Origin of the sequence: Streptomyces sp. NPDC050759, from assembly GCF_044456945.1 — a bacterium.
Lineage (GTDB): Bacteria > Actinomycetota > Actinomycetes > Streptomycetales > Streptomycetaceae > Streptomyces.
The window spans coordinates 48,436-67,747 of record NZ_JBITGI010000027.1 but is presented as its reverse complement, the minus strand read 5'-3'; the positions used below and the strand labels follow the sequence as shown (position 1 = coordinate 67,747).

18 protein-coding genes, 1 other RNA gene and 1 pseudogene are annotated in these 19,312 nt (G+C 69.4%); 9 read left to right on the top strand and 11 right to left on the bottom strand.

The window, feature by feature from the left end:
* Nucleotides 1-97: 97 nt before the first annotated feature.
* The gene (locus ACIBJB_RS44600) at nt 98-1,069 is read right to left on the bottom strand and encodes a LysR family transcriptional regulator (protein ID WP_398939918.1); all 972 of its coding nucleotides are present in this window, start codon (nt 1,067-1,069) and stop codon (nt 98-100) included.
* Between the two features lie 137 nt (nt 1,070-1,206).
* Between ACIBJB_RS44600 and ACIBJB_RS44595 the strand changes: the two genes are divergently transcribed.
* The 6 genes from ACIBJB_RS44595 to ACIBJB_RS44570 all read left to right on the top strand — a co-directional run bounded on the left by ACIBJB_RS44595 (nt 1,207) and on the right by ACIBJB_RS44570 (nt 9,182).
* Entirely contained in the window at nt 1,207-2,556 is a 1,350-nt protein-coding gene (locus tag ACIBJB_RS44595; protein WP_398939888.1) for an MFS transporter, read from the top strand.
* A gap of 306 nt (nt 2,557-2,862) precedes the next feature.
* On the top strand, nt 2,863-4,155 hold the full coding sequence (locus tag ACIBJB_RS44590; protein WP_398939887.1) for an ABC transporter substrate-binding protein: 1,293 nt from the start codon (nt 2,863-2,865) through the stop codon (nt 4,153-4,155).
* Entirely contained in the window at nt 4,152-5,096 is a 945-nt protein-coding gene (locus tag ACIBJB_RS44585; protein ID WP_398939886.1) for a carbohydrate ABC transporter permease, read from the top strand. Before ACIBJB_RS44590 ends, ACIBJB_RS44585 begins: the two co-directional genes overlap by 4 nt.
* Complete coding sequence (locus ACIBJB_RS44580) at nt 5,093-5,917, top strand: carbohydrate ABC transporter permease (protein WP_398939885.1); 825 nt, start codon at nt 5,093-5,095, stop codon at nt 5,915-5,917. The genes ACIBJB_RS44585 and ACIBJB_RS44580 overlap by 4 nt, the downstream gene beginning before the upstream one ends.
* 11 nt (nt 5,918-5,928) lie before the next feature.
* On the top strand, nt 5,929-8,178 hold the full coding sequence (gene yicI, locus ACIBJB_RS44575) for an alpha-xylosidase (protein ID WP_398939884.1): 2,250 nt from the start codon (nt 5,929-5,931) through the stop codon (nt 8,176-8,178).
* A complete protein-coding gene (locus ACIBJB_RS44570; RefSeq protein ID WP_398939883.1) occupies nt 8,178-9,182 on the top strand; it encodes a LacI family DNA-binding transcriptional regulator in 1,005 nt (334 codons plus the stop codon). Before yicI ends, ACIBJB_RS44570 begins: the two co-directional genes overlap by 1 nt.
* Before the next feature lie 28 nt (nt 9,183-9,210).
* Here the strand turns inward: ACIBJB_RS44570 and ACIBJB_RS44565 are convergent, their stop codons facing one another.
* Nucleotides 9,211-9,900 carry a hypothetical protein gene (locus ACIBJB_RS44565; protein WP_398939882.1) on the bottom strand — a complete coding sequence of 230 codons (690 nt, stop codon included), beginning with the start codon at nt 9,898-9,900 and terminating at the stop codon, nt 9,211-9,213.
* A 58-nt stretch (nt 9,901-9,958) separates the two neighbouring features.
* Here ACIBJB_RS44565 and ACIBJB_RS44560 point away from each other — a divergent pair, with 58 nt between their 5' ends.
* On the top strand, nt 9,959-10,366 hold the full coding sequence (locus tag ACIBJB_RS44560; RefSeq protein ID WP_398939881.1) for a nitroreductase family deazaflavin-dependent oxidoreductase: 408 nt from the start codon (nt 9,959-9,961) through the stop codon (nt 10,364-10,366).
* A 40-nt stretch (nt 10,367-10,406) separates the two neighbouring features.
* On the opposite strand, the gene ACIBJB_RS44555 is transcribed toward ACIBJB_RS44560, so the two are convergent.
* The 6 genes from ACIBJB_RS44555 to ftsE form a co-directional block, all read right to left on the bottom strand.
* Nucleotides 10,407-10,586: a hypothetical protein gene (locus ACIBJB_RS44555; RefSeq protein WP_398939880.1), complete on the bottom strand. Its 180-nt coding sequence runs from the start codon at nt 10,584-10,586 to the stop codon at nt 10,407-10,409.
* Between the two features lie 550 nt (nt 10,587-11,136).
* Nucleotides 11,137-11,523, bottom strand: a transfer-messenger RNA (tmRNA) gene (gene ssrA / locus ACIBJB_RS44550).
* Nucleotides 11,524-11,618: 95 nt separating this feature from the next.
* Entirely contained in the window at nt 11,619-12,167 is a 549-nt protein-coding gene (gene smpB / locus ACIBJB_RS44545) for an SsrA-binding protein SmpB (protein ID WP_057610801.1), read from the bottom strand.
* A gap of 78 nt (nt 12,168-12,245) precedes the next feature.
* Nucleotides 12,246-13,418: a S41 family peptidase gene (locus ACIBJB_RS44540; protein WP_398939879.1), complete on the bottom strand. Its 1,173-nt coding sequence runs from the start codon at nt 13,416-13,418 to the stop codon at nt 12,246-12,248.
* A gap of 68 nt (nt 13,419-13,486) precedes the next feature.
* Complete coding sequence (ftsX, locus tag ACIBJB_RS44535) at nt 13,487-14,404, bottom strand: permease-like cell division protein FtsX (RefSeq protein ID WP_398939878.1); 918 nt, start codon at nt 14,402-14,404, stop codon at nt 13,487-13,489.
* 42 nt (nt 14,405-14,446) lie between these two features.
* Complete coding sequence (gene ftsE, locus ACIBJB_RS44530) at nt 14,447-15,136, bottom strand: cell division ATP-binding protein FtsE (protein WP_057610798.1); 690 nt, start codon at nt 15,134-15,136, stop codon at nt 14,447-14,449.
* Nucleotides 15,137-15,372: 236 nt separating this feature from the next.
* Between ftsE and ACIBJB_RS44525 the strand changes: the two genes are divergently transcribed.
* The gene (locus ACIBJB_RS44525) at nt 15,373-15,564 is read left to right on the top strand and encodes a hypothetical protein (RefSeq protein WP_328638978.1); all 192 of its coding nucleotides are present in this window, start codon (nt 15,373-15,375) and stop codon (nt 15,562-15,564) included.
* Nucleotides 15,565-15,670: 106 nt separating this feature from the next.
* Here the strand turns inward: ACIBJB_RS44525 and ACIBJB_RS44520 are convergent, their stop codons facing one another.
* Both ACIBJB_RS44520 and prfB read right to left on the bottom strand, forming a co-directional pair.
* Nucleotides 15,671-16,327: a hypothetical protein gene (locus tag ACIBJB_RS44520; RefSeq protein WP_398939877.1), complete on the bottom strand. Its 657-nt coding sequence runs from the start codon at nt 16,325-16,327 to the stop codon at nt 15,671-15,673.
* Between the two features lie 291 nt (nt 16,328-16,618).
* The gene (gene prfB, locus ACIBJB_RS44515; RefSeq protein WP_398939876.1) at nt 16,619-17,725 is read right to left on the bottom strand and encodes a peptide chain release factor 2; all 1,107 of its coding nucleotides are present in this window, start codon (nt 17,723-17,725) and stop codon (nt 16,619-16,621) included.
* A 55-nt stretch (nt 17,726-17,780) separates the two neighbouring features.
* Between prfB and ACIBJB_RS44510 the strand changes: the two are divergent.
* Nucleotides 17,781-17,967 (top strand): annotated as a pseudogene (locus ACIBJB_RS44510) (ATP-binding cassette domain-containing protein); the annotation flags it as partial.
* Between the two features lie 20 nt (nt 17,968-17,987).
* Here ACIBJB_RS44510 and ACIBJB_RS44505 read toward each other — a convergent pair.
* Nucleotides 17,988-19,241 (bottom strand): serine/threonine-protein kinase, encoded by a 1,254-nt coding sequence (locus ACIBJB_RS44505; protein ID WP_398939875.1) that lies wholly within the window; start codon nt 19,239-19,241, stop codon nt 17,988-17,990.
* Nucleotides 19,242-19,312 lie beyond the last annotated feature (71 nt).

Genomic DNA, 19,312 nt, shown 5'->3' with positions numbered 1-19,312 from the left:
GCCGAACCGGGCCCCCACCCGGTCCGAGCGCCCCCTTTACCACACCGTGCTCAGGTGACGAATGTAGCGCACACGGAGGAAGTGTGTTTGCCACGTGTCATTTGTGGATGTTCATATCGCCCTCATCGGTGGCTGGAATCCATCCATCGACAGGCCGACGAAGCCAGTCATGTTCGACGGACAGTTCGATTGCGGCGCGCCGAAGGGCGTCGAACGCGGGATGCGCCAGACCCCTGCGCCACACCAGCGACACGGGCGACAGCGGTACCGGGTCGACCAGCGGACGCAGCACGGTGGCGGGCATGGCCGGAAAATCCACGACCGCGAGAATGGGGTTCCGGGTCTTCGCCATGATCCGCTGGAACTCCTCGTCGCCGACCGCGAGCGGGGCCGGCGGGGCGAGTTCGATGCCCCGTCCTTCGAACAGTCGACGAGCGAGATCGGTCCATTCCGGAGTACGCGGATTTCCGGCTCCCGCGTACACGGTCTCGCCCTCCAGGGCGGCGAGCGGCACCCGCTCCAGGGAGGCCAGCGGGTGGTCCTCGGGCAGGACGACGGCCATGGGCTCGAGGCGTACGGGCTGGTGGTCCAGGCCTGCCCGCAGCGCGGGGTCGAGACCCGTGAACCGGCCGAACGAGGCGTCGAGGCGACCGGCCAGCAGCTCCCCCGCGGCGCCGGTCAGCCCGCTCTCGTAGCGGGCCATCAGCTCCTGGTCGGGGGCGAGTTCCCGGGCCCGCAGCAGCACGGCGCGGGCGGTGGCCTGGTCGGGGAAGTTCAGGTCCACGAGCAGCGGGCGGGCCTGCGCGAAGGCGGCGAGCAGCTCGTCCTGGGCCTCCAGGGCGCGGCGGGCGTACGGCACCAGCCGCTCGCCGTCGCCGGTCAGTGTCACCTGCCGGGTCGTGCGCACGAACAGCTCCGCACCCAACTCCCGCTCCAGCCGCCGTACATCGCGGCTGAGCGCCTGTTGGGCGACGTAGAGCCGGGCCGCCGCGCGCGTGAAGTGGAGCTCGTCGGCGACGGCGAGGAAGGCGCGCAGGAGACGGGGGTCGAGGTGGCGGGAGCCGCCGATGGGGTGGGAACGGGGGCCCGGACTCGGGCTGGGACTCGGGCTGGGCACGGACACCGGGCGAACTTACAACACAGGTGCGTGAATCGGTACGGAGAAGGTGTTGGACCCCTTGATCGCCTCCACGCGACGGTAGGCGCATGCCGCAACCGGACCGACCGATGTTCACCACGACCGCCGACACCCTCGTCATCGTCGACTTCAGCCCCCGAAGCCCCCGAAGCCCGCGGAGCCCCCGAAGCCCGCGAAACCCACACCGCCCGCGCGCCCCGCGCGACCCCGGTCCCTACCGCCGTCTTCTCGCCACCCCCGGAGCCCGCGCCTTCACCATCGGGAACCTTCTCGCCCGCCTGCCCATGGGCATGTTCAGCGTCAGCGCGGTCGTCATGATCGCCGGGACGCGTGGGTCGTACGCCCTCGCCGGCGCCGTCACCGCGGCGGGCCTGGCGGCGACGGCGGTGGTCGCCCCCTGGACCGCGCGGCTCGTCGACCGACACGGACAGGCCAAGATCGCCGTACCGGCCACGGCACTCGCCGCACTGGGTTCGCTGGCGCTGCTGCTGTGCGTCCGCCTCGGGGCGCCGGCGTGGACGCTCTTCGTGTCGTACGCCGCCACCGCCACCACGCCCAACCTCGGCGGTATGTCCCGTGCCCGGTGGGCCCACCTCCTCGCCGGCGAGGAGAAGTCCCTCCATGTCGCGAACTCCTTCGAGCAGGCCGTGGACGAGGCGTGCTTCATGCTGGGCCCGGTCCTCGCGGCCTTCCTGTGCACGGCGTTCTTCCCGGAGGCGGGCACGCTGGCCGGGGTGGTGCTGCTGGTGACGGGCGTGCTGGTGTTCGCCGCGCAGCGTTCGACGGAGCCGCCGGTGCGGCAGCGCGGCCCTTCTCCGGCGCCCTTCCGCGCCCCCGGCATCCCGCCCCTGCTCGCCGTCTGCCTTGCCATGGGCGCCGTCTTCGGCTCCATGGAGGTCGTCACCATCGCCTTCGCCGACACGCAGGGACACCGCTCGGCGGCCGGGGTCGTACTCGCGCTCCAGGCGGCCGGGTCGTGCGCGGCGGGGCTGGTCTACGGGGCGATACGGCGGACCGGATCCGCCGAGGACCGGTACGTGTGGTGCGTCGCGGCCATGACGACGCTGCTGACGCTCCCCCTGCTGGCCGCCTCCCTCACCGGTTCCCTGCTCGCCCTGGCGGCCGCGCTGCTGATCGCCGGGATGGCGACCGCCCCGACGATGGTCACCGGGATGACCCTGATCCAGCGGCGCACCCCACCCGGCCGCCTCAACGAGGGCATGACCCTCGCGGTGACCGGCCTGCTCGGCGGCATCGCCTGCGGCAGCGCGGCCGGCGGCTGGACGGTGGAGCACGTCTCGCCGGCGGCGGGCTACGGAGTTCCGGTCACGGCGGCGGCGACGGCCCTGATGATCACCCTCGTGTCGGCCACGTCTCACCGACGGCCTGTTTCAGCACCACGACCGCCGCAGCCCTGACGACCGGCGCGCCGGCCGGACCACCCACAGCCGCACGGCCGGCGGCCGGACCGTCGACCCCTCTCGCCCACGGCGGGCTATGGCGCCCCGACCACCACAGCCACCGCACCCCTGACGACAACCCTCCCCCAACCCGAATCGTCGAATCGCTTCACCCGATCCTGCATAACCCATTGACGACCTTCAAAGGCGCCGCATACGTTCCTTCGTCGAAGCGCTTCGACAGGGGTCGTCGAATCGAGTCGAATCGACGACCCCTGCGTGGCGCCCGGCCCGAAGCACCATCCGACTCCCCGGAGGTACGGGATGTTGACGGCACGAAGGCGTGTGGTGGCGGCGGCGGTGATCCTGACCGGATCGCTGCTGGTGACCTCCTGTGGGGACTCGGACAGCGGGTCCTCCGACGGCAAGACACTCAGGCTCTGGCACTACGAGGGTCCGACCAGCGCGATGGGCATCGCCTGGAAGGAGGCGATCAAGGAGTTCGAGGCCAAGCACCCCGGTGTGAAGGTGGAGTTCGAGGAGAAGAGCTTCGACCAGATCCAGAAGACCGCCCCGATGGTCCTCAACTCCTCGGACGCGCCCGACCTCATGGAGTACAACAAGGGCAACGCGACCGCGGGCCTGCTCTCGAAGCAAGGCCTGCTCACCGACCTCACGGAAGAGGCGACCAAGCGCGGCTGGGACAAGAAGCTCAGCCCGAGTGTGCGCACGACGAGCCTCTACGACACCAACGGCGTGATGGGCTCCGGCAAGTGGTACGGCGTCCCCAACTACGCCGAGTACACGCTGGTCTACTACAACAAGGACCTCTTCAAGAAGTACGGCATCTCCGAGCCGAAGACGTTCGACGAACTGACCGCCGCGATGGACAAGTTCGTGGACGAGGGGGTCACCCCGCTGGCCAACGGCGGCGCCGCCTACCCGGCCCAGCAGTACCTCTACCAGCTGGCGCTGTCGAAGGCCGACCGCTCCTGGGTCGACGCCTACCAGCTCTACAAGGGCAAGACCGACTTCCACGACGCGGCCTGGACCTACGGCGCCGAGACCTTCGCCGACTGGGTCAAGAAGGGCTACTTCAGCAAGAGTTCCAGCGGCCAGAACGAAGAGGCCGCCGGTGTCTCCTTCACCTCCGGCAAGGCGCCGATCCTGTTCTCCGGCAGCTGGTGGTACGGCCGCTTCAAGACGGACAACAAGTTCGACTGGGGCACCTTCCGCTGGCCCGACTCCAAGCTCACCCTCGGCTCCGGCGGCAACCTCTGGGTCGTACCGAAGGGTTCGAAGAACAAGGACCTCGCCTACGACTTCATCGACATCACCATGTCGAAGAAGATCCAGAACCTGCTCGGCAACTCCGGCGGCGTCCCGGTCGCGGCCGACGCCTCCGCCATCACCGACCCCCAGTCGAAGACCCTGATCGACGACTTCAACACCCTCTCCAAGAACGACGGCCTGGCCTTCTACCCCGACTGGCCGGTCCCCGGCTTCTACGACGTCCTCGTCTCCGGGACCCAGAAACTGATCACGGGCAGCGAGAAGCCCGACGGCTACCTCAGCGATCTCCAGGACGCCTACGACAAGGGCGCGCCGAAGCAATGACGGTGACCGTCGAACGGAGTGCGCGGGCGGCCGGCAAGGGCGCCGCCGCACGGCCCCCGCGCCGCCCTCGCGACTCCTACGCCCTGTTCCTCCTCCCGGGTGCCCTCGCCTTCCTCGCGGTCATCGTCCTGCCGTTCGTGATGAACACGTACGTGAGCTTCACGGACTGGCAGGGCGTGGGCTCTCCCGAGTGGTCGGGGCTCGCCAACTACCGCGAGCTGATGGACGACTCCGAGTTCTGGGCGTCCTTCCGGCACAGCCTGTTCATGGTCGTCGCGATGGCGGCGATCCCCACGGCCCTCGGACTGGTCCTCGCCGCCGCCCTGTTCGACTACGTCGGCAAGCACTTCGGGTCCAGAACGGCCGCCGTTCTCCGCGCCTGCTTCTACCTCCCCCAGGTGCTGCCGATCGCGGTCGCCGGCATCGTCTGGAGCTGGATCCTCGCCCCCGACAACGGCTCCCTCAACGCCCTCCTCAAGGCGATCGGCCTGGGCAGCTGGCAGCAGGACTGGCTCGGCGACCCCGACCTCGCCCTCTACAGCGTCATGGGCGTCATGGTCTGGGTCCAACTCGGCTTCCCGCTGGTCATCTTCATGGCCGGCCTGCAACGCGTCGACCCGCAGCTGCACGAGGCGGCCGAGCTGGACGGCGCCGGCTGGTGGCGCCGCTTCTGGCACATCACGCTGCCGCAGATCCGCCCGGAGATCTACGTCGTCCTGACCTGGTGCTCGATCGCCGCGCTCAAGGTGTTCGGCGCGGTGTACGTGCTCACGAAGGGCGGTCCCGGCGGCGCCACCGACGTGCCGTCCTACTTCTCCTTCACCACGTTCTTCGAGAAGACGCAGGTCGGCTACGGCGCCGCGATCTCCACCGTGCTGACGGTGCTCATCCTGGCGCTCTCCCTGATCGGTCTCAGGCTCCAGGAGAGGACCGACACATGACCACCGCCCTGCGCCGCTACCCGGTACTGATCGCCCTGTGCATCGCGGCCCTGTTCATGGTCGTCCCGTTCCTCATCGTCACGGTCAACGCCTTCAAGTCCCCCGCGGAATACGCCCAGAACGGCCCCCTCAGCCTCCCCGACGGCCTGTACACGACCGGCATCAAGGACTTCTGGGAACGCGTCGACTTCGGTCAGAAACTGGTCAACTCGGTCCTGATCAGCGGCTCGGTGGCGGTACTGGCCGTGATCCTGTCCGTCCTCAACGCCTACGCGATCGGCATCGGCCGCATCAAGGGCCGCACCTGGGTCCTCGCCTTCTTCGTCCTCGCGAACATGCTGCCGCAGGAAGCGCTGGTCTACCCGGTCTACTACCTGAGCAAGGAAGTCGGCCTCTACGACACCAGGTTGAGCGTGATCATCGTGTTCACGGTGATCCAGGCGGCCTTCGGCACGTATCTGCTCTCCGCGGTCCTCGGCCAGTTCCCCCGCGAGATCCTGGAGGCGGCCCGGATCGACGGCGCGAACAAGTGGCAGGTCCTGTGGCGGATCGTCGTCCCCGTCAGCCGCCCCACCCTCGGTGTGCTGCTGGTCTTCTTCTTCATCTGGACCTGGAACGAGTTCCTGCTCCCCCTGGTCATGCTGATCTCCAATGACAACCAGACGGTGTCGGTGGCCCTCGGCGTCCTCCAGGGCCAGCGCCTGATGGACGCCACGATGACCAACGCGGCCGCCCTGCTCGGCGTCCTCCCCGCGATCGTGTTCTTCCTCGTCTTCCAGCGAACCCTCACCCGCGGTATCGCCGTGGGTGCCGTGAAGTAAGGACCCCCCACGTGAAGTTCACCGACGGCTACTGGCTGCTGCGCGAGGGCGTCACCGCGGCCCATCCGGCGCAGGTCCACGAGGTCGCCGCGTCGGACGGCCGGCTGGACATCCTCGCGCCGACCCAGCCCATCCGCCGCCGCGGCGACCTGTTGAAGGGACCGGTCGTGACGATCAGCGCCCACGCCCCGATACCTGACGTCATCGGCGTCACCTTCACCCACTTCGAGGGCGAGCAGCCGCAGGGCCCCCAGTTCGAGGTGCGGAAGGAGGACGTCACCGCGCACACGGAGTACGACGAGGAGCACGCCACCCTCACCTCCGGCGCGCTGTCGGTCCGGGTGGCCCGCACGGGCACCTGGCAGGTCGACTTCCTCGCGGGCGGCCGGCTGCTCACCGGCAGCGGCCCCAAGGGCATGGGCATCATGCGGGACGCGTCGGGCGCCCACTACCTGCGTGAGCAGCTCGGCCTCGGCGTGGGCACCTCGGTGTACGGCCTGGGCGAACGCTTCGGGCCGCTGGTGAAGAACGGCCAGGTCGTCGACATCTGGAACGCCGACGGGGGCACGGCCACCGAACAGGCCTACAAGAACGTCCCGTTCTACCTCACGGACGCGGGCTACGGCGTCTTCGTGGACCACCCGGGCAAGGTCTCCTTCGAGGTGGGCTCGGAAGCCGTCTCCAGGGTTCAATTCAGCGCGGAAACGCAGGAGTTGACGTACTACGTCATCTACGGCCCGAGTCCGAAGGAGATCATCCGCAAGTACACGGCCCTCACCGGCCGCCCGGCCCTCCCGCCCGCCTGGTCCTTCGGCCTGTGGCTGTCGACGTCCTTCACGACGTCGTACGACGAGGAGACCGTGACGTCCTTCATCGAGGGCATGCGGGAGCGCGAACTCCCGCTCTCCGTCTTCCACTTCGACTGCTTCTGGATGCGCGAGTTCAACTGGTGCGACTTCCAGTGGGACCCGCGGGTCTTCCCCGACCCGGAGGGCATGCTCGCGCGCCTGCACGCGCGGGGCCTCAGGGTCTCCGCATGGATCAATCCGTACATCGCCCAGAGGTCGCCCTTGTTCGCGGAGGGCAAGGAGCTCAGCCATCTCCTCAGGCGCCCGGACGGCAGCGTGTGGCAGTGGGACCTGTGGCAGCCCGGCATGGCCCTGGTCGACTTCACCAGCCCGGCCGCCCGGGACTGGTACGCGTCCAAGCTGGAGGCGCTCCTCGCGCAGGGCGTCGACTGCTTCAAGACCGACTTCGGCGAGCGGGTGCCGCTGGACGTGGAGTGGTCCGACGGCTCCGACCCGGAGCGGATGCACAACTACTACACCTACCTCTACAACCAGACCGTCTTCGACGTGCTGCGCAAGCATCGCGGTGAGGAGGAGGCGGTGGTCTTCGCCCGCTCGGCGACCGCGGGCAGCCAGCAGTTCCCGGTGCACTGGGGCGGCGACTGCGAGGCGACCTACGAGTCGATGGCCGAGTCGCTGCGCGGCGGTCTCTCGCTGGGCCTGTCCGGCTTCGGCTTCTGGAGCCACGACATCGGCGGCTTCGAGGGCACCCCGACCCCGGCGCTGTTCAAGCGTTGGCTGGCCTTCGGACTTCTCTCCTCCCACAGCCGTCTGCACGGCAGCTCCTCCTACCGGGTGCCGTGGCTGTTCGACGAGGAATCCGTGGATGTGCTGCGGCACTTCACCCGCCTCAAGCTGAGGCTCATGCCGTATCTCTACGAGGCGGCGCGCACCGCCCACACCGAGGGCGTGCCGGTGATGCGGGCGATGGTCCTGGAGTTCCCGGACGATCCCGGGTGCGCGCACCTGGAGCGTCAGTACATGCTCGGCCCCGACCTGATGGTGGCGCCGGTGTTCAACGACGAGGGCGAGGTCTCCTACTACGTCCCCGAGGGCACGTGGACGCACTTCGTGACCGGCGAGACGGTGACCGGGCCGCGCTGGGTACGGGAGAAGCACGACTTCCTGAGCGTGCCGCTGCTGGTCAGGCCGGGCGCCGTGGTCCCGGTGGGGGCGGTGGCCGACCGGCCCGACTACGACCACGCCGACGGCGTGACCCTGCGGGCGTACGGCCTCGGGCGGGGCGAGCAGGCCACGGTGCGGGTCGGTGAGGTCGCCTTCACCGTCGTACGCGAGGGGGACACGCTGCGGGCGTCCTGCTCCGACCCCTCGGCGCCCTGGGGGCTGGCCGCGGGCGGGCGCGAGGCGCGGGCGCGGGCCGGGACCGGCTTCCTCTCCCTGGAGCTGGGCTGATGGTGAAGATCACCGATGTGGCGCGGCGGGCCGGGGTCTCCCCCAGCACCGTCTCCTACGCCCTCAGCGGCAAGCGCCCGATCTCCGAGGAGACCCGGCAGCGGGTCGAGGACGCCGTCCGCGAGCTGGGCTACCGCCCGCACGCGGGCGCCCGTGCCCTGGCCGGCCGCCGGTCGAACGTGCTGGCGCTGGTCGTGCCCTTGAGGTCCGGGATCCATGTGCCGACCGTGATGCGGTTCGCGGTGTCGGTGGTGACGACGGCCCGGCGGCACGACCACGATGTGCTGCTGCTGACCCAGGAGGAGGGCGAGGACGGACTGACGCGGGTCGCGGACACGGCACTGGTGGACGCGCTGATCGTGATGGACGTCCAACTGGACGATCCCCGGCTGCCGTTGCTGCGGAATCTGGACCTGCCGTCCGTGCTGATCGGCTTCCCGGCCGCCCCGGAGGGCCTGACCTGCATCGACCTCGACTTCAGGGCGGCGGGCGAGGCGTGTGTGGAGCATCTGGCGCGGCTGGGCCACCGGGTGGTGGCCCTCGTCGGCTCCCCGCCGGAGGTCTACGTCCGGCAGACCGCCTTCGCGCAGAGCGTGGTCCAGGGCTTCACGGCCGCCGCCGACCGCTGCGGGATGTCGTCGACGGTCCACCCCTGCGAGCCGGGTACCGCCCGTGCGGTGGCCGAACAACTCTTGCGCGAGCAACCCGCGTTGACGGGCGTGGTCGTCCACAACGAACCCCTGCTGGAGCCCTTGGTCGACGCCTTCGAACAACTGGGCCTACGCGTCCCGGCGGACCTGTCGGTCACCGCGATCTGCCCCGACGAACTGGCCGAGTCGGTCCGCGTCCCGATCACCTCGGTGGCGCTGCCGTCGACGGAGGTGGGCGCGCGGGCGGTCGAGCTCCTGATGAAGAAGCTGGACGGGACGGCCGTACCGGAGTCGACCCTGCTGCCACCGCGGATGACGGAACGGGCGAGCACGGGGCGGCGGACGGTTGCCTGACGCGTCGGCGTGGAGCCCTAGGGCCGCCCTAGGCGAGTCCGCCGTAGGTGACGGTCCTGGCCGGGCCCGCTTCACGGGCCACGCGCTCGGCCAGGTCACGGCCCCGCAGGTCCAGTTCCCTGCGCCTCGCGTCGTCCTTCGCGTCGTCCCGGTCCTTCAGGCACTGCTCCATGCCGGCGTCGAAGTCGGCCGCCCAGCCGTACAGGTCCGCGACCAGTTCGTCGGACAGGTCCAGCCCGGCGGTGGGGTCGTCGGGAGCGAAGTCCCCAAACCCCTCCGCGCGGAGCGGGTGCCACTTGTACTCGCCCTCGACGGTGATGCGGAGCGGATACGGAGGCGTGTCGTGCTCGTAGAGGAACCAGTGCAGTCGCCGGCACCCCCAGCAGACGAATTTCTCGGTGTCGTATGCGTCGTCCCAGTACCGCACCACCCACTGCGGCCCGAGGTACCGGGCCAGCGCCTGGGCGACCTCCAGCCCCTGCTTGGCATACCTGCGCAGGCTCTGACGTGACGCCGCCCCTCCCCCGGGGCGTTCCCGGGACCACGATGTCAGCTGCTCGGCCAGGGACTCGGTCAGCCCGAGGCAGGGGTCGTCGGGCGGCACGGAGCGGGTGAACCGGGAGAGGTCTTCGGCGCCCTCCTCGTCCGCGAGGTACAGCGGTGAGTCGTCACCCCGCGCGCGGACGAGCAGATGGCGTGATGTGCGCATCGAGGTCATGCGGGGTTCTCTTCCACGACGGTTACCAGAGTCTCGGGGCCACCTTATGGTGGGAAGCATGACCGCCCGCGTCTATTTGAAGCCGCCCTGGATGCAGCGCCACATGGCCAACCGGCTGGTCCCGTTGTTCCAGCGGTCGATGATCTCCCGCCTCACCGTCAAAGGCCGCCGCTCCGGTCGCGAGCGCACGGTCCCGGTGGCCGTCCTGGACCACGAGGGCGAGCGCTACCTCGTCTCCTACCGCGGTCTGAGCGACTGGGCACTGAATCTGCGCGCGACCTCCAAGGGCCGGCTGACCAACCGGGGCCGCACGGAGGACATCACCGTGGAGGAGGTCCCGGAGGCAGACCGCCCACCCCTGCTCGCCGCCTACCGCGAGCGCTACGGCGGCATGCCCACGGTCTCCGGTGTCCTCGACGCCCTGCCGTCGCCCGCGGACCATCCCGTCTTCCGCATCCGCGCATGAGAGGCCGGCGGCACCGGGCGGGCGCCAGGGGCACCGGCCGTCACGCCACCAGGTGCCGCACCTCCGACACCACGAACTCGCCGTACCGCAGCGCCGAGCCCAGTGCCGCGAGCCGCGCGTAGTGCTCCGGCGAGAGCGCCGCGCCGGACGTGGTGCCGATCTGTTGCATCGCCCGCAGCAGCAGCGGAACGCGAGGTCCGGTGTGCAGCGGCGGACGCACTCGGTCAGCGCCCGCCCGACCTCGTCCGGCAGGAAGTCCGCCGCTTTGATCTCGGCCAGGACCGTGTCGGCCAGTTCCACGCCGTCCCACTCGGCGGGGACGGCGGCGGCCACATCGCCCCCGGCGTGCCTGGACAGCCAGGAGTCGCACAGGCCGGTGAGCGTCTCCATCCACCGCGTTCCCGAGGTGGCGCCGGTACGCCCTGCGGAGAAGAAGGACGGCCCAGCCTCTGTACCGGCAGGCCACAGCACCTCGATCGTCGCCGAGGGCAGGCGCAGCAGCAGCGCCGCGTCCCGCCGGACCGCGACGACGCTCTCCGGGTCCAGGCCGTCCCAGAGGTGGTAGCCGACCGCCTCGGCGGCCGTGGGCCCGTGATGCGTCCAGTCCGCGTGGAACATGCTCATCAGCCAGGTCACACCGAAGTCGGACTCATCGATGCTGCGCACCATCCGTCATCTCCAGGACATGACGAAGGCCCCGCTGCCGTGGAGCAGCGGGGCCTTCGTCACTGTGTTCAATTACAAACATGGGGTTGCCTCTCGGAAGAGGCGAGTGGAGATGGCGGGAATCGAACCCGCGTCCAACGGTGCAGAATCAGGGCTTCTCCGTGTGCAGTTCGCTGCGATTTTCTCGGCCCCGGCGATCACGCGAACAAGTCGCCGACGGGCCCAGTCACTGTTTGGTTTCCCATCGAACCCCGTGACCGGGCTCGATGGTTTAGTCCCCTAGATTATGCCAGGGTCCGGGTCGGGAACATCCCCGGGCTGACACCCGTTAGGGCCTTCACTCACTGCTTATTAGGCAGCGAGGGCGAAGGCGCGGGAATCGCTCTTGGAATTGGCGATTATTGGTTGCGACATATGGTTAACGAGATCATTGCCGCTTCCTCGACACGCTTCCCCTGCTTCAACAGCCGCTGTCGAAACCGATCATCCCCATGTTGATTTTTCAATGCTCCGAGAGGAGCGCGCACCCTCGGTGAGGTGCAGGATCCATCGTACGTGACCAACGCACGACGGTGCCAGTCTATTCCTACTGGGCCTGGGCCCGCTGCTTCCGCTTCGCCGCCGCGATCGCGCGGTCCGACTCCCGCCGGTCCTGCTTCTCGCGCAGGGTCTGCCGCTTGTCGTACTCCTTCTTGCCTCGCGCGAGCGCGATCTCGGCCTTCGCCCGGCCGTCCCTGAAGTACAGGGCGAGGGGCACGATCGTGTGACCCGTCTCCTGGGCCTTCGACTCCAGCTTGTCGATCTCCTCGCGGTGCAGCAGCAGCTTGCGCTTGCGGCGCGCGGAGTGATTGGTCCAGCTGCCCTGGTGATACTCCGGGATGTGGGCGTTGTGCAGCCACGCCTCACCCCCGTCGATCTGGACGAAGCCGTCGGTCAGGGAGGTTCGGCCCTCGCGCAACGACTTGACCTCGGTGCCCATGAGGACCAGCCCGGCCTCGAAGGTGTCGATGATCGCGTAGTCGTGCCGGGCCTTCTTGTTCTGGGCGACGATCTTGCGCTTGCCGCCCTTCTCCCCGTCCTGCGCCTTGCCGCCCCCGCCACCCTGCTTCGGCTGGGACTCCTTCGGTACGTACATTCCCTTGCTCATAGTGCTGCCCATTTTCGCACTAAGAGGGGGCATGGAGACCAGTGCTTATCCACGGGCGGACAACCTCTAGTCGCCCAGCCCTCCCAGCACCGTCTCCGCCTGCCGGAGAGCCCCCTCGTCGACCTCGAGGTCAGGCGTGATCCCGCGGCCGTCGACGCCTCGCCCCGACGGAGTCCGATAGTGCCCCACCGTCAGCTCGGCCACCGCCCCGTCCGGCAGCCGGCTGGGCATCTGCACCGACCCCTTGCCGAAGGTACGGGACCCCACGACCACCGCCCGCCCCCGGTCCTGCAGCGCCCCGGTGAGAAGCTCCGCCGCACTCATCGTCCCGCCGTCGACGAGAGCGACCAGCGCCCGGGTCGTGTCCCCGCCGGGCTCCGCGTGCAGCGCCTGCTGCGATCCGTCGACGTCGTACGTCGCGACCAGCCCGCCGTCGAGAAAGACGGACGCCGTGGTCACGGCCTCGGTGACCAGCCCGCCGGAGTTCCCGCGCAGGTCGAGAACGATTCCTCCGCCGGCCGGGGCCTGCCGCACGGCGTCCCGGACCTGGTCCCCGACACCCTTCGTGAACGAGTCGATCTTGATGACGGTGATCCCGCCGGCGAGCTCTCGAACGGTGACCGAGTCCGTGGACAGACGGGCCCGCCGTACGGTCTTCGTCCACGCGCGCGTGCCGCGCTCGAGGCCCAGCCGGACCGTCGTACCGGCCGCCGCGTCCGTGGCGTCGCCGCGCAGCAGGGAGACCACCTCGGTGACCGGATGCCCGTCGACCTTCTCCCCGTCCACGCTGCGCAGCCGGTCGCCCTTGCGGATCCCGGCGGACGCCGCGGGCGAGTCCGAGCTCACCCTGGTCACTTCGATACGGCCGTCCCGCTCGCGCCGCGCCCACAGCCCGACGCCGGTGTACTGGCCGTCGAGGGCCTCCTCGAACTCCTCGTACTCGTCCCGGGAGTAGACGGCACCCCAGCGGTCCCCGCTGCGGCTGACGGCACGCTCGGCGGCCTCCATGGGGGACGCGCCGTCGGCCTTGGCCTCCTCGGCCGCCTCCGCCACGTCCTCGTGATGACCCGCGGGAGCGGCCGAACGGGCCGCGTCCGACGAGGACTTCCGGTCGCCGCGGTCCGCCTCGGGAAAGGAACCGGTCGCCGCGCCGGCCACCAGCACGCTCGCGAACACCAATGTCAGGGCCGCCCCGCGGCGGATGCGGCGGGGCTGACAGAACAGGTCTCGGCCTGACATGCCGGTGAGTCTAGGACAACGCAAGAGGGCCGCACGGCCGGTTGACCGTACGGCCCTCTTGGCATGCGTCACACCTTCAGGTACTTGCGCAGCGCGAAGAACGCGGCCAACGCGGGCATCAGCACACTCGCCGCGAGGATCAGCGGCAGCTTCGTCAGTACGGCGTCCCAGCCCACGAAGTTGATCAGGTTGAGCTTCGTGGACAGGGCCATGCCGTGGTCGATGGTGAAGTACCGGCCGACGACCAGGAAGACACAGGCGAGCCCACCACCGATCGCGCCGGCGACGGCGGCCTCCATGATGAACGGCGCCTGGATGTAGAAGCCCGAGGCGCCCACGAGCCGCATGATCCCGGTCTCCCGCCGACGGCTGAACGCCGAGACACGCACCGTGTTGACGATCAGCAGCAGGGCGACGATCAGCATGAGCGCCATGACGCCCAGCGCGGCCCGGTTCATCAGGTTCAGCATCGTGAAGAGGTTGTCCAGGATGCCCTTCTGGTCCTGCACGGACTGCACGCCGTCGCGCCCGTTGAACGCGGTCGCGATGACCTGGTACTTCTCCGGGTCCTTCAGCTTGATCCGGTACGACTCCTGCATCTGGTCCGGCGTGAGGGACGCGGCCAGCGGGGAGTCGCCGAACTGCTCCTTGTAGTGCTTGTACGCCTCGTCCTGGGACTCGTGGGCGACCGTCTCGACGACCGACATCTTCTTCAGGTCGGAGAGGATGTCCTTCTTCTGGTCCTCGGTCACCGCGCCCTTGGCGCAGTTGGGGTCCGACTCGGCGTCGCTCTTGTTGCAGAGGAAGATCGAGACGTTGACCTTGTCGTACCAGTAGCCCTTCATGGCGCCGACCTGGTCGCTCATCAGGAGCGAACCGCCGAACAGGGCGAGTGACAGGGCGACGGAGACGATGACGGCGAAGGTCATCGTGAGGTTGCGACGGAGACCGACACCGATCTCGGAGAGTACGAACTGGGCGCGCATGGCGTCTTCTTCAGGCCTTTCCGGGGACTCTTCGAACGGCGGTCAGTGCTGGTAGCCGTAGACGCCGCGTGCCTGGTCGCGGACGAGACGGCCCTTCTCCAGCTCGATGACGCGCTTGCGCATCTGGTCCACGATGTTCTGGTCGTGGGTCGCCATCAGCACCGTCGTGCCCGTCCGGTTGATCCGGTCGAGCAGCTTCATGATGCCGACGGAGGTCTGCGGGTCGAGGTTGCCGGTGGGCTCGTCGGCGATCAGCAGCTTGGGCCGGTTGACGAAGGCCCGCGCGATGGCCACGCGCTGCTGCTCACCACCGGACAGCTCGCCGGGCATCCGGTCCTCCTTGCCGCCCAGCCCGACGAGGTCGAGCACCTGGGGCACGGACTTACGGATCTCGCCCTTCGACTTGCCGATGACCTCCTGCGCGAAGGCGACGTTCTCCGCCACCGTCTTGTTGGGCAGCAGCCGGAAGTCCTGGAAGACCGTCCCCAGCTGGCGGCGCATCTGCGGCACCTTCCAGTTGGAGAGGCGTGCGAGGTCCTTGCCCAGGACGTGCACCTGGCCCTGGCTGGTCCGCTCCTCGCGGAGAACCAGCCGCAGGAAGGTGGACTTCCCGGAGCCGGAGGACCCGACGAGGAACACGAACTCACCCTTCTCCACTTCCAGGGAGACATCCCTGAGTGCGGGGCGGGTCTGCTTGGGGTAGACCTTGGATACGTTGTCGAATCGGATCACGGATGCACCACGGTAGGCCGGGGGTAGATGAGCGTGACCATACGCGAACCGGGTGCGGGAGCGCAGGCGCCGGTTCGGGTTGCGTAGTGGATGGGGGGGTTTGTGCCGGCCTGGAAACCCTCGCTTCGGCAGCGCCCGGGCGACCCTCGGTGGAACCTGGCACAGTAGGGAAGGGAACGTTCTGCTACCCGCGGGCGTTGTCCTGTATGGAACCGACAGCAAGAAGGGTGACGCGCATGACGTACGACCGCCTGGTGTGCGCAAACTGCGCGGCGCCCGTGAATGAGGGCCGGTGCCCCGTGTGCCGCGCCAACCGCGAGCGGCTGCAGCAGGAGAACCTCTTCGCGGGCCTGAACCCGATGGCCCTGATCGCCCTGCTGGCGGTGCTGATCGCAGCGGTGGCTCTGCTGGCACATCAGACCGCGTAGGCCAGCACCCCGAGGACGCAGGAAGGGCCCGGAGCGGATACGCTCCGGGCCCTTCGCCGTACGGCAGGCGCACGTTAAGCAGATGCGCGACTACCGGAAGTCACCTTCAGGCGGCAGCGCCACCGCGGCCGCTCGCGAGGCGCGGCAGGATGCGGAAGCCGATGCCACCGGCGATCATCGTGGCGGCACCGACCAGCAGGAAGGCGGTCTGCCCGGCACCGGTCTCGGCGAGCTGCGCACCGCCCGTGCCCTGGGCGGCGGTGTCGGACGTGGTGTCCGTGCCGGTCTCGGTGAGGGCCGAGGAGCCCTCTTCCTGGACGGAGGTGTTGGAGCCGCCGTCGGGGTCGTTGTTGTTGCCGCCCCCGGCGTTGCCGTTTCCGTTGCCGTTTCCGTTGCCGTTTCCGTTCCCGTTCCCGTTGCCGTTCCCGTTCCCGTTGCCCGGGTCGGTCGGGTCATCGGTGGGCTCGGTGGGCTCGTCGGTCGGCTCCTCGGTGATCGGCGGCTCCTCGGTGACCGGCGGCTCCTCGGTGACCGGCGGCGAGTTGGGTGCGGTCGGGATGCCTCCGTCCGGAGGGGTCGGAGTGCCGTCGCCCGGCTCGCCGTCGCCGAGGCCGGTGTCGACGTTCACGCCGACCCCGCTCTCGTCCACGCTCACACCGATCTCCAGCGCGGAAGCGGCGCCGGCAGCGGTCAGCGAGGCGCCGGCCGCGATCACGGCACCAGCGGCTATGCGCGCGATCCGGATCCGCGTCTTCTTCGTCATGTGGTTGCTACCCCCAGTAGCTCATCGTCAATGAGGCGGCGCTCGGGGCCGTGATCGACGGGAGAAGGTAGCTGTACTTAGGTCCCCCGGTTCACATGCGCCCCAGAGATACGCATGCCGCGCTTTACCTTTCCCATTTTTCAAAGCAACGTCAAGGCCGTTGCGCGCGCGATGTCCTGGTAAGCGCTCTTTGCCGGGGAAAGCGGTCTGTGAGTGTGATGTAAAACCCAGACATAAAGCAAACTGCCGCCCGGTGGGCGGCAGTTGCGAAGGATTACCAAGTCGACAAAGTTACTTCTCCCGCTGCTTGCGCCAGCGAATCCCGGCCTCCAGGAAGCCGTCGATCTCGCCGTTGAACACGGCCTCGGGGTTGCCGACCTCGAAGTCGGTGCGCAGGTCCTTGACCATCTGGTACGGGTGCAGGACGTACGAACGCATCTGGTTGCCCCACGAGTTGCCGCCGTCGCCCTTGAGGGCGTCCATCGCGGCCTGCTCCTCCTGGCGGCGCCGCTCGAGCAGCTTGGCCTGGAGGACGTTCATCGCGCTCGCCTTGTTCTGGATCTGCGAGCGTTCGTTCTGGCAGGAGACGACGATGCCGGTGGGGAGGTGGGTGAGGCGCACCGCGGAGTCGGTGGTGTTCACGCCCTGGCCGCCGGGCCCGGAGGAGCGGTAGACGTCCACCCGCAGCTCCGACTCGTCGATCTCGATGTGGTCGGTCTGCTCGACCACAGGGAGGATCTCGACACCCGCGAAGGAGGTCTGGCGGCGCCCCTGGTTGTCGAAGGGCGAGATGCGCACGAGGCGGTGGGTGCCCTGCTCCACGGAGAGCGTGCCGTAGGCGTACGGGATCTGCACGGCGAAGGTGGTCGACTTGATGCCGGCCTCTTCGGCGTACGACGTCTCGTAGATCTCGGTCTTGTAGCCGTGCTGCTCGGCCCACCGCAGGTACATCCGCTGAAGCTTCTCGGCGAAGTCGGCGGCGTCGACGCCACCGGCCTCGGCGCGGATGTTGACGAGCGCCTCGCGGGAGTCGTACTCACCGCTGAGCAGCGTACGGACCTCCATCTCGTCGAGCGCCTTCTTGACGGAGACGAGCTCCGACTCGGCCTCGGCGAGGGTGTCCGGGTCGTCCTCCTCCTGGGCCATCTCGAACAGCACGGAGAGATCGTCGATCCGGCTGCGCAGCGCGTCGGCCTTCCTGACCTCGGCCTGGAGGTGGGACAGCTTGCTGGTGATCTTCTGCGCCTCGTCCGGGTTGTCCCACAGGGACGGCGCGGCCGCCTGCTCCTCGAGCACGGCGATGTCTGCCCTCAGCTTGTCGAGGTCCAGAACGGCCTCGATCGACTCCATGGTCGAGGAGAGGGACTTGAGCTCTTCGGATACATCGACGACTGCCACGCCCTCCAGCGTAACGGCTGTGGCAACCGACCTCGCCCGTCCACCACCGTCACCGGCCGGGAAGCAGGTCAAGCACTGCTCCGGCGGCATGCGGCGCCGTAGCGGCATCGCCGCGTCCCTGCTCGACAGCGCCCGAACCGCTCTTCCTCGACGAGCCGACGACCGGCCTCGGTCCGCGCGGCCGCCAAGAGGTCCGGGACATCGTGCGCGCGGTCGTCGCCCAGGGCACTGCCGTGGTGCTGGGGCCGCCACCCCGGCTTCCTCAGGGGGAGGCGGGCGCCGAGTTCTTCGTGTCCTGCGGTGACGCCCCGGCGTCGTCCGACGTGGCCGCCCACACCCCGACGCCCGCCGCGGCCACGAGCACCAGCGCCGCGGCTCCCACGGCCAGCCGGCGCCGCCGCGTGGTCGCCCGGTGCCGGGCCGAGCCCGGACGGGGCGCGCCCGCTGCCCGAGGCACCCGGGCGGTCCCCCGCGCGCCCCCGGCCAGCTCGTCGGGCGCCGGCACCCGCATCGACGTGTGCGTGTCCCGGTTGGAGTCGGCGGGCTTCGCGCCCGGGACCAACGGCACGGCTCCCCGCCGCACCGGCCGCCCGGAGGACACCGCGTCCCCGTCGGAAGCCGCCGTCGGTGCCTCCCCGTCCGGCTCCCCCTCTTCCTCCGCGTCCGGCTCGTCCACGTCCAGCGGTGGCATCCCGGCCAGCAAGGGCAACAGCTCCCGCAGTCGCACCCCCAGCTCGGACGCCCGCAGCCGAGAGGCCGGCGCCTTGGCCAGGCACTGCACGATCAGCTGCCACAGCTCATCGGGGATACCCGGAAGGGGAACCACCGTCTCCGTGACATGCCGTCGCAGCACCGCCCCCGGATGCCCGCCGCCGAACGGCGTGAACCCGGCCAGCAGCTCGTACAGGACGGTCGCGAGCGCGTAGATGTCCACGGACGCCCGTGGCGGCAGCCCCTCGACGATTTCCGGCGCCAGGTAGTCCGGCGTCCCGATGATCTTCGTGGCACGGGTCCGCCGCGGCGAGTCGATCAGCTTCGCCACACCGAAATCGGTCAGCAGCGCGGGATGCGAGCCCCCGGGGCCCAGCGGTCCCTGCATGTCCAGCAGGATGTTCTCCGGCTTCACGTCCCGGTGCACGACCCCCTTCGCGTGCGCCGCGGCCAGCCCGTCCGCGACGTCCGCCACGATCGCCACCGCCGCCTCGGGCGCGAGCCGCTTCTCCCGGTCGAGCCGGGTGCGCAGATCCGTGCCCCGGACCAGGTCCATGACGAGCGCGAGGTCGTTGCCGTCGACCACGAGGTCGCGTACGGAGACGACGTGGGGGTGCTCCAGGCCGAGCAGGGCCGTGCGCTCCTGGACGAAGCGGCCCACGAGCTCCTGGTCGGACGCGAGATCCTCGCGCAGCAGCTTGACGGCGACGGGCCCCTCGGGTCCCTCGCCCAGCCACACCGTGCCGGCGCTGCCCCGCCCCAGGATCTGGTTGGCGGTGTACCGGCTGCCGATCTTCCGTGCCAAGGCTGCTCCTACAGACGCGTGTTGTCGCCAAAGCTACGCGCCGCAAGAGCCAACCTTCACCGCGGAGACGG

Coding starts and splice junctions, on each gene's coding strand:
- ACIBJB_RS44565 (WP_398939882.1), bottom strand. CDS start 9,900: ATGACCTCGATGCGCACATCACGCCATCTGCTCGTCCGCGCGCGGGGT.
- smpB (WP_057610801.1), bottom strand. CDS start 12,167: ATGTACGTACCGAAGGAGTCCCAGCCGAAGCAGGGTGGCGGGGGCGGC.
- ACIBJB_RS44540 (WP_398939879.1), bottom strand. CDS start 13,418: ATGTCAGGCCGAGACCTGTTCTGTCAGCCCCGCCGCATCCGCCGCGGG.
- ACIBJB_RS44580 (WP_398939885.1), top strand. CDS start 5,093: ATGACCACCGCCCTGCGCCGCTACCCGGTACTGATCGCCCTGTGCATC.
- ACIBJB_RS44595 (WP_398939888.1), top strand. CDS start 1,207: ATGCCGCAACCGGACCGACCGATGTTCACCACGACCGCCGACACCCTC.
- ACIBJB_RS44560 (WP_398939881.1), top strand. CDS start 9,959: ATGACCGCCCGCGTCTATTTGAAGCCGCCCTGGATGCAGCGCCACATG.
- ACIBJB_RS44585 (WP_398939886.1), top strand. CDS start 4,152: ATGACGGTGACCGTCGAACGGAGTGCGCGGGCGGCCGGCAAGGGCGCC.
- ACIBJB_RS44520 (WP_398939877.1), bottom strand. CDS start 16,327: ATGACGAAGAAGACGCGGATCCGGATCGCGCGCATAGCCGCTGGTGCC.
- ftsX (WP_398939878.1), bottom strand. CDS start 14,404: ATGCGCGCCCAGTTCGTACTCTCCGAGATCGGTGTCGGTCTCCGTCGC.
- ACIBJB_RS44570 (WP_398939883.1), top strand. CDS start 8,178: ATGGTGAAGATCACCGATGTGGCGCGGCGGGCCGGGGTCTCCCCCAGC.
- ACIBJB_RS44590 (WP_398939887.1), top strand. CDS start 2,863: ATGTTGACGGCACGAAGGCGTGTGGTGGCGGCGGCGGTGATCCTGACC.
- ACIBJB_RS44525 (WP_328638978.1), top strand. CDS start 15,373: ATGACGTACGACCGCCTGGTGTGCGCAAACTGCGCGGCGCCCGTGAAT.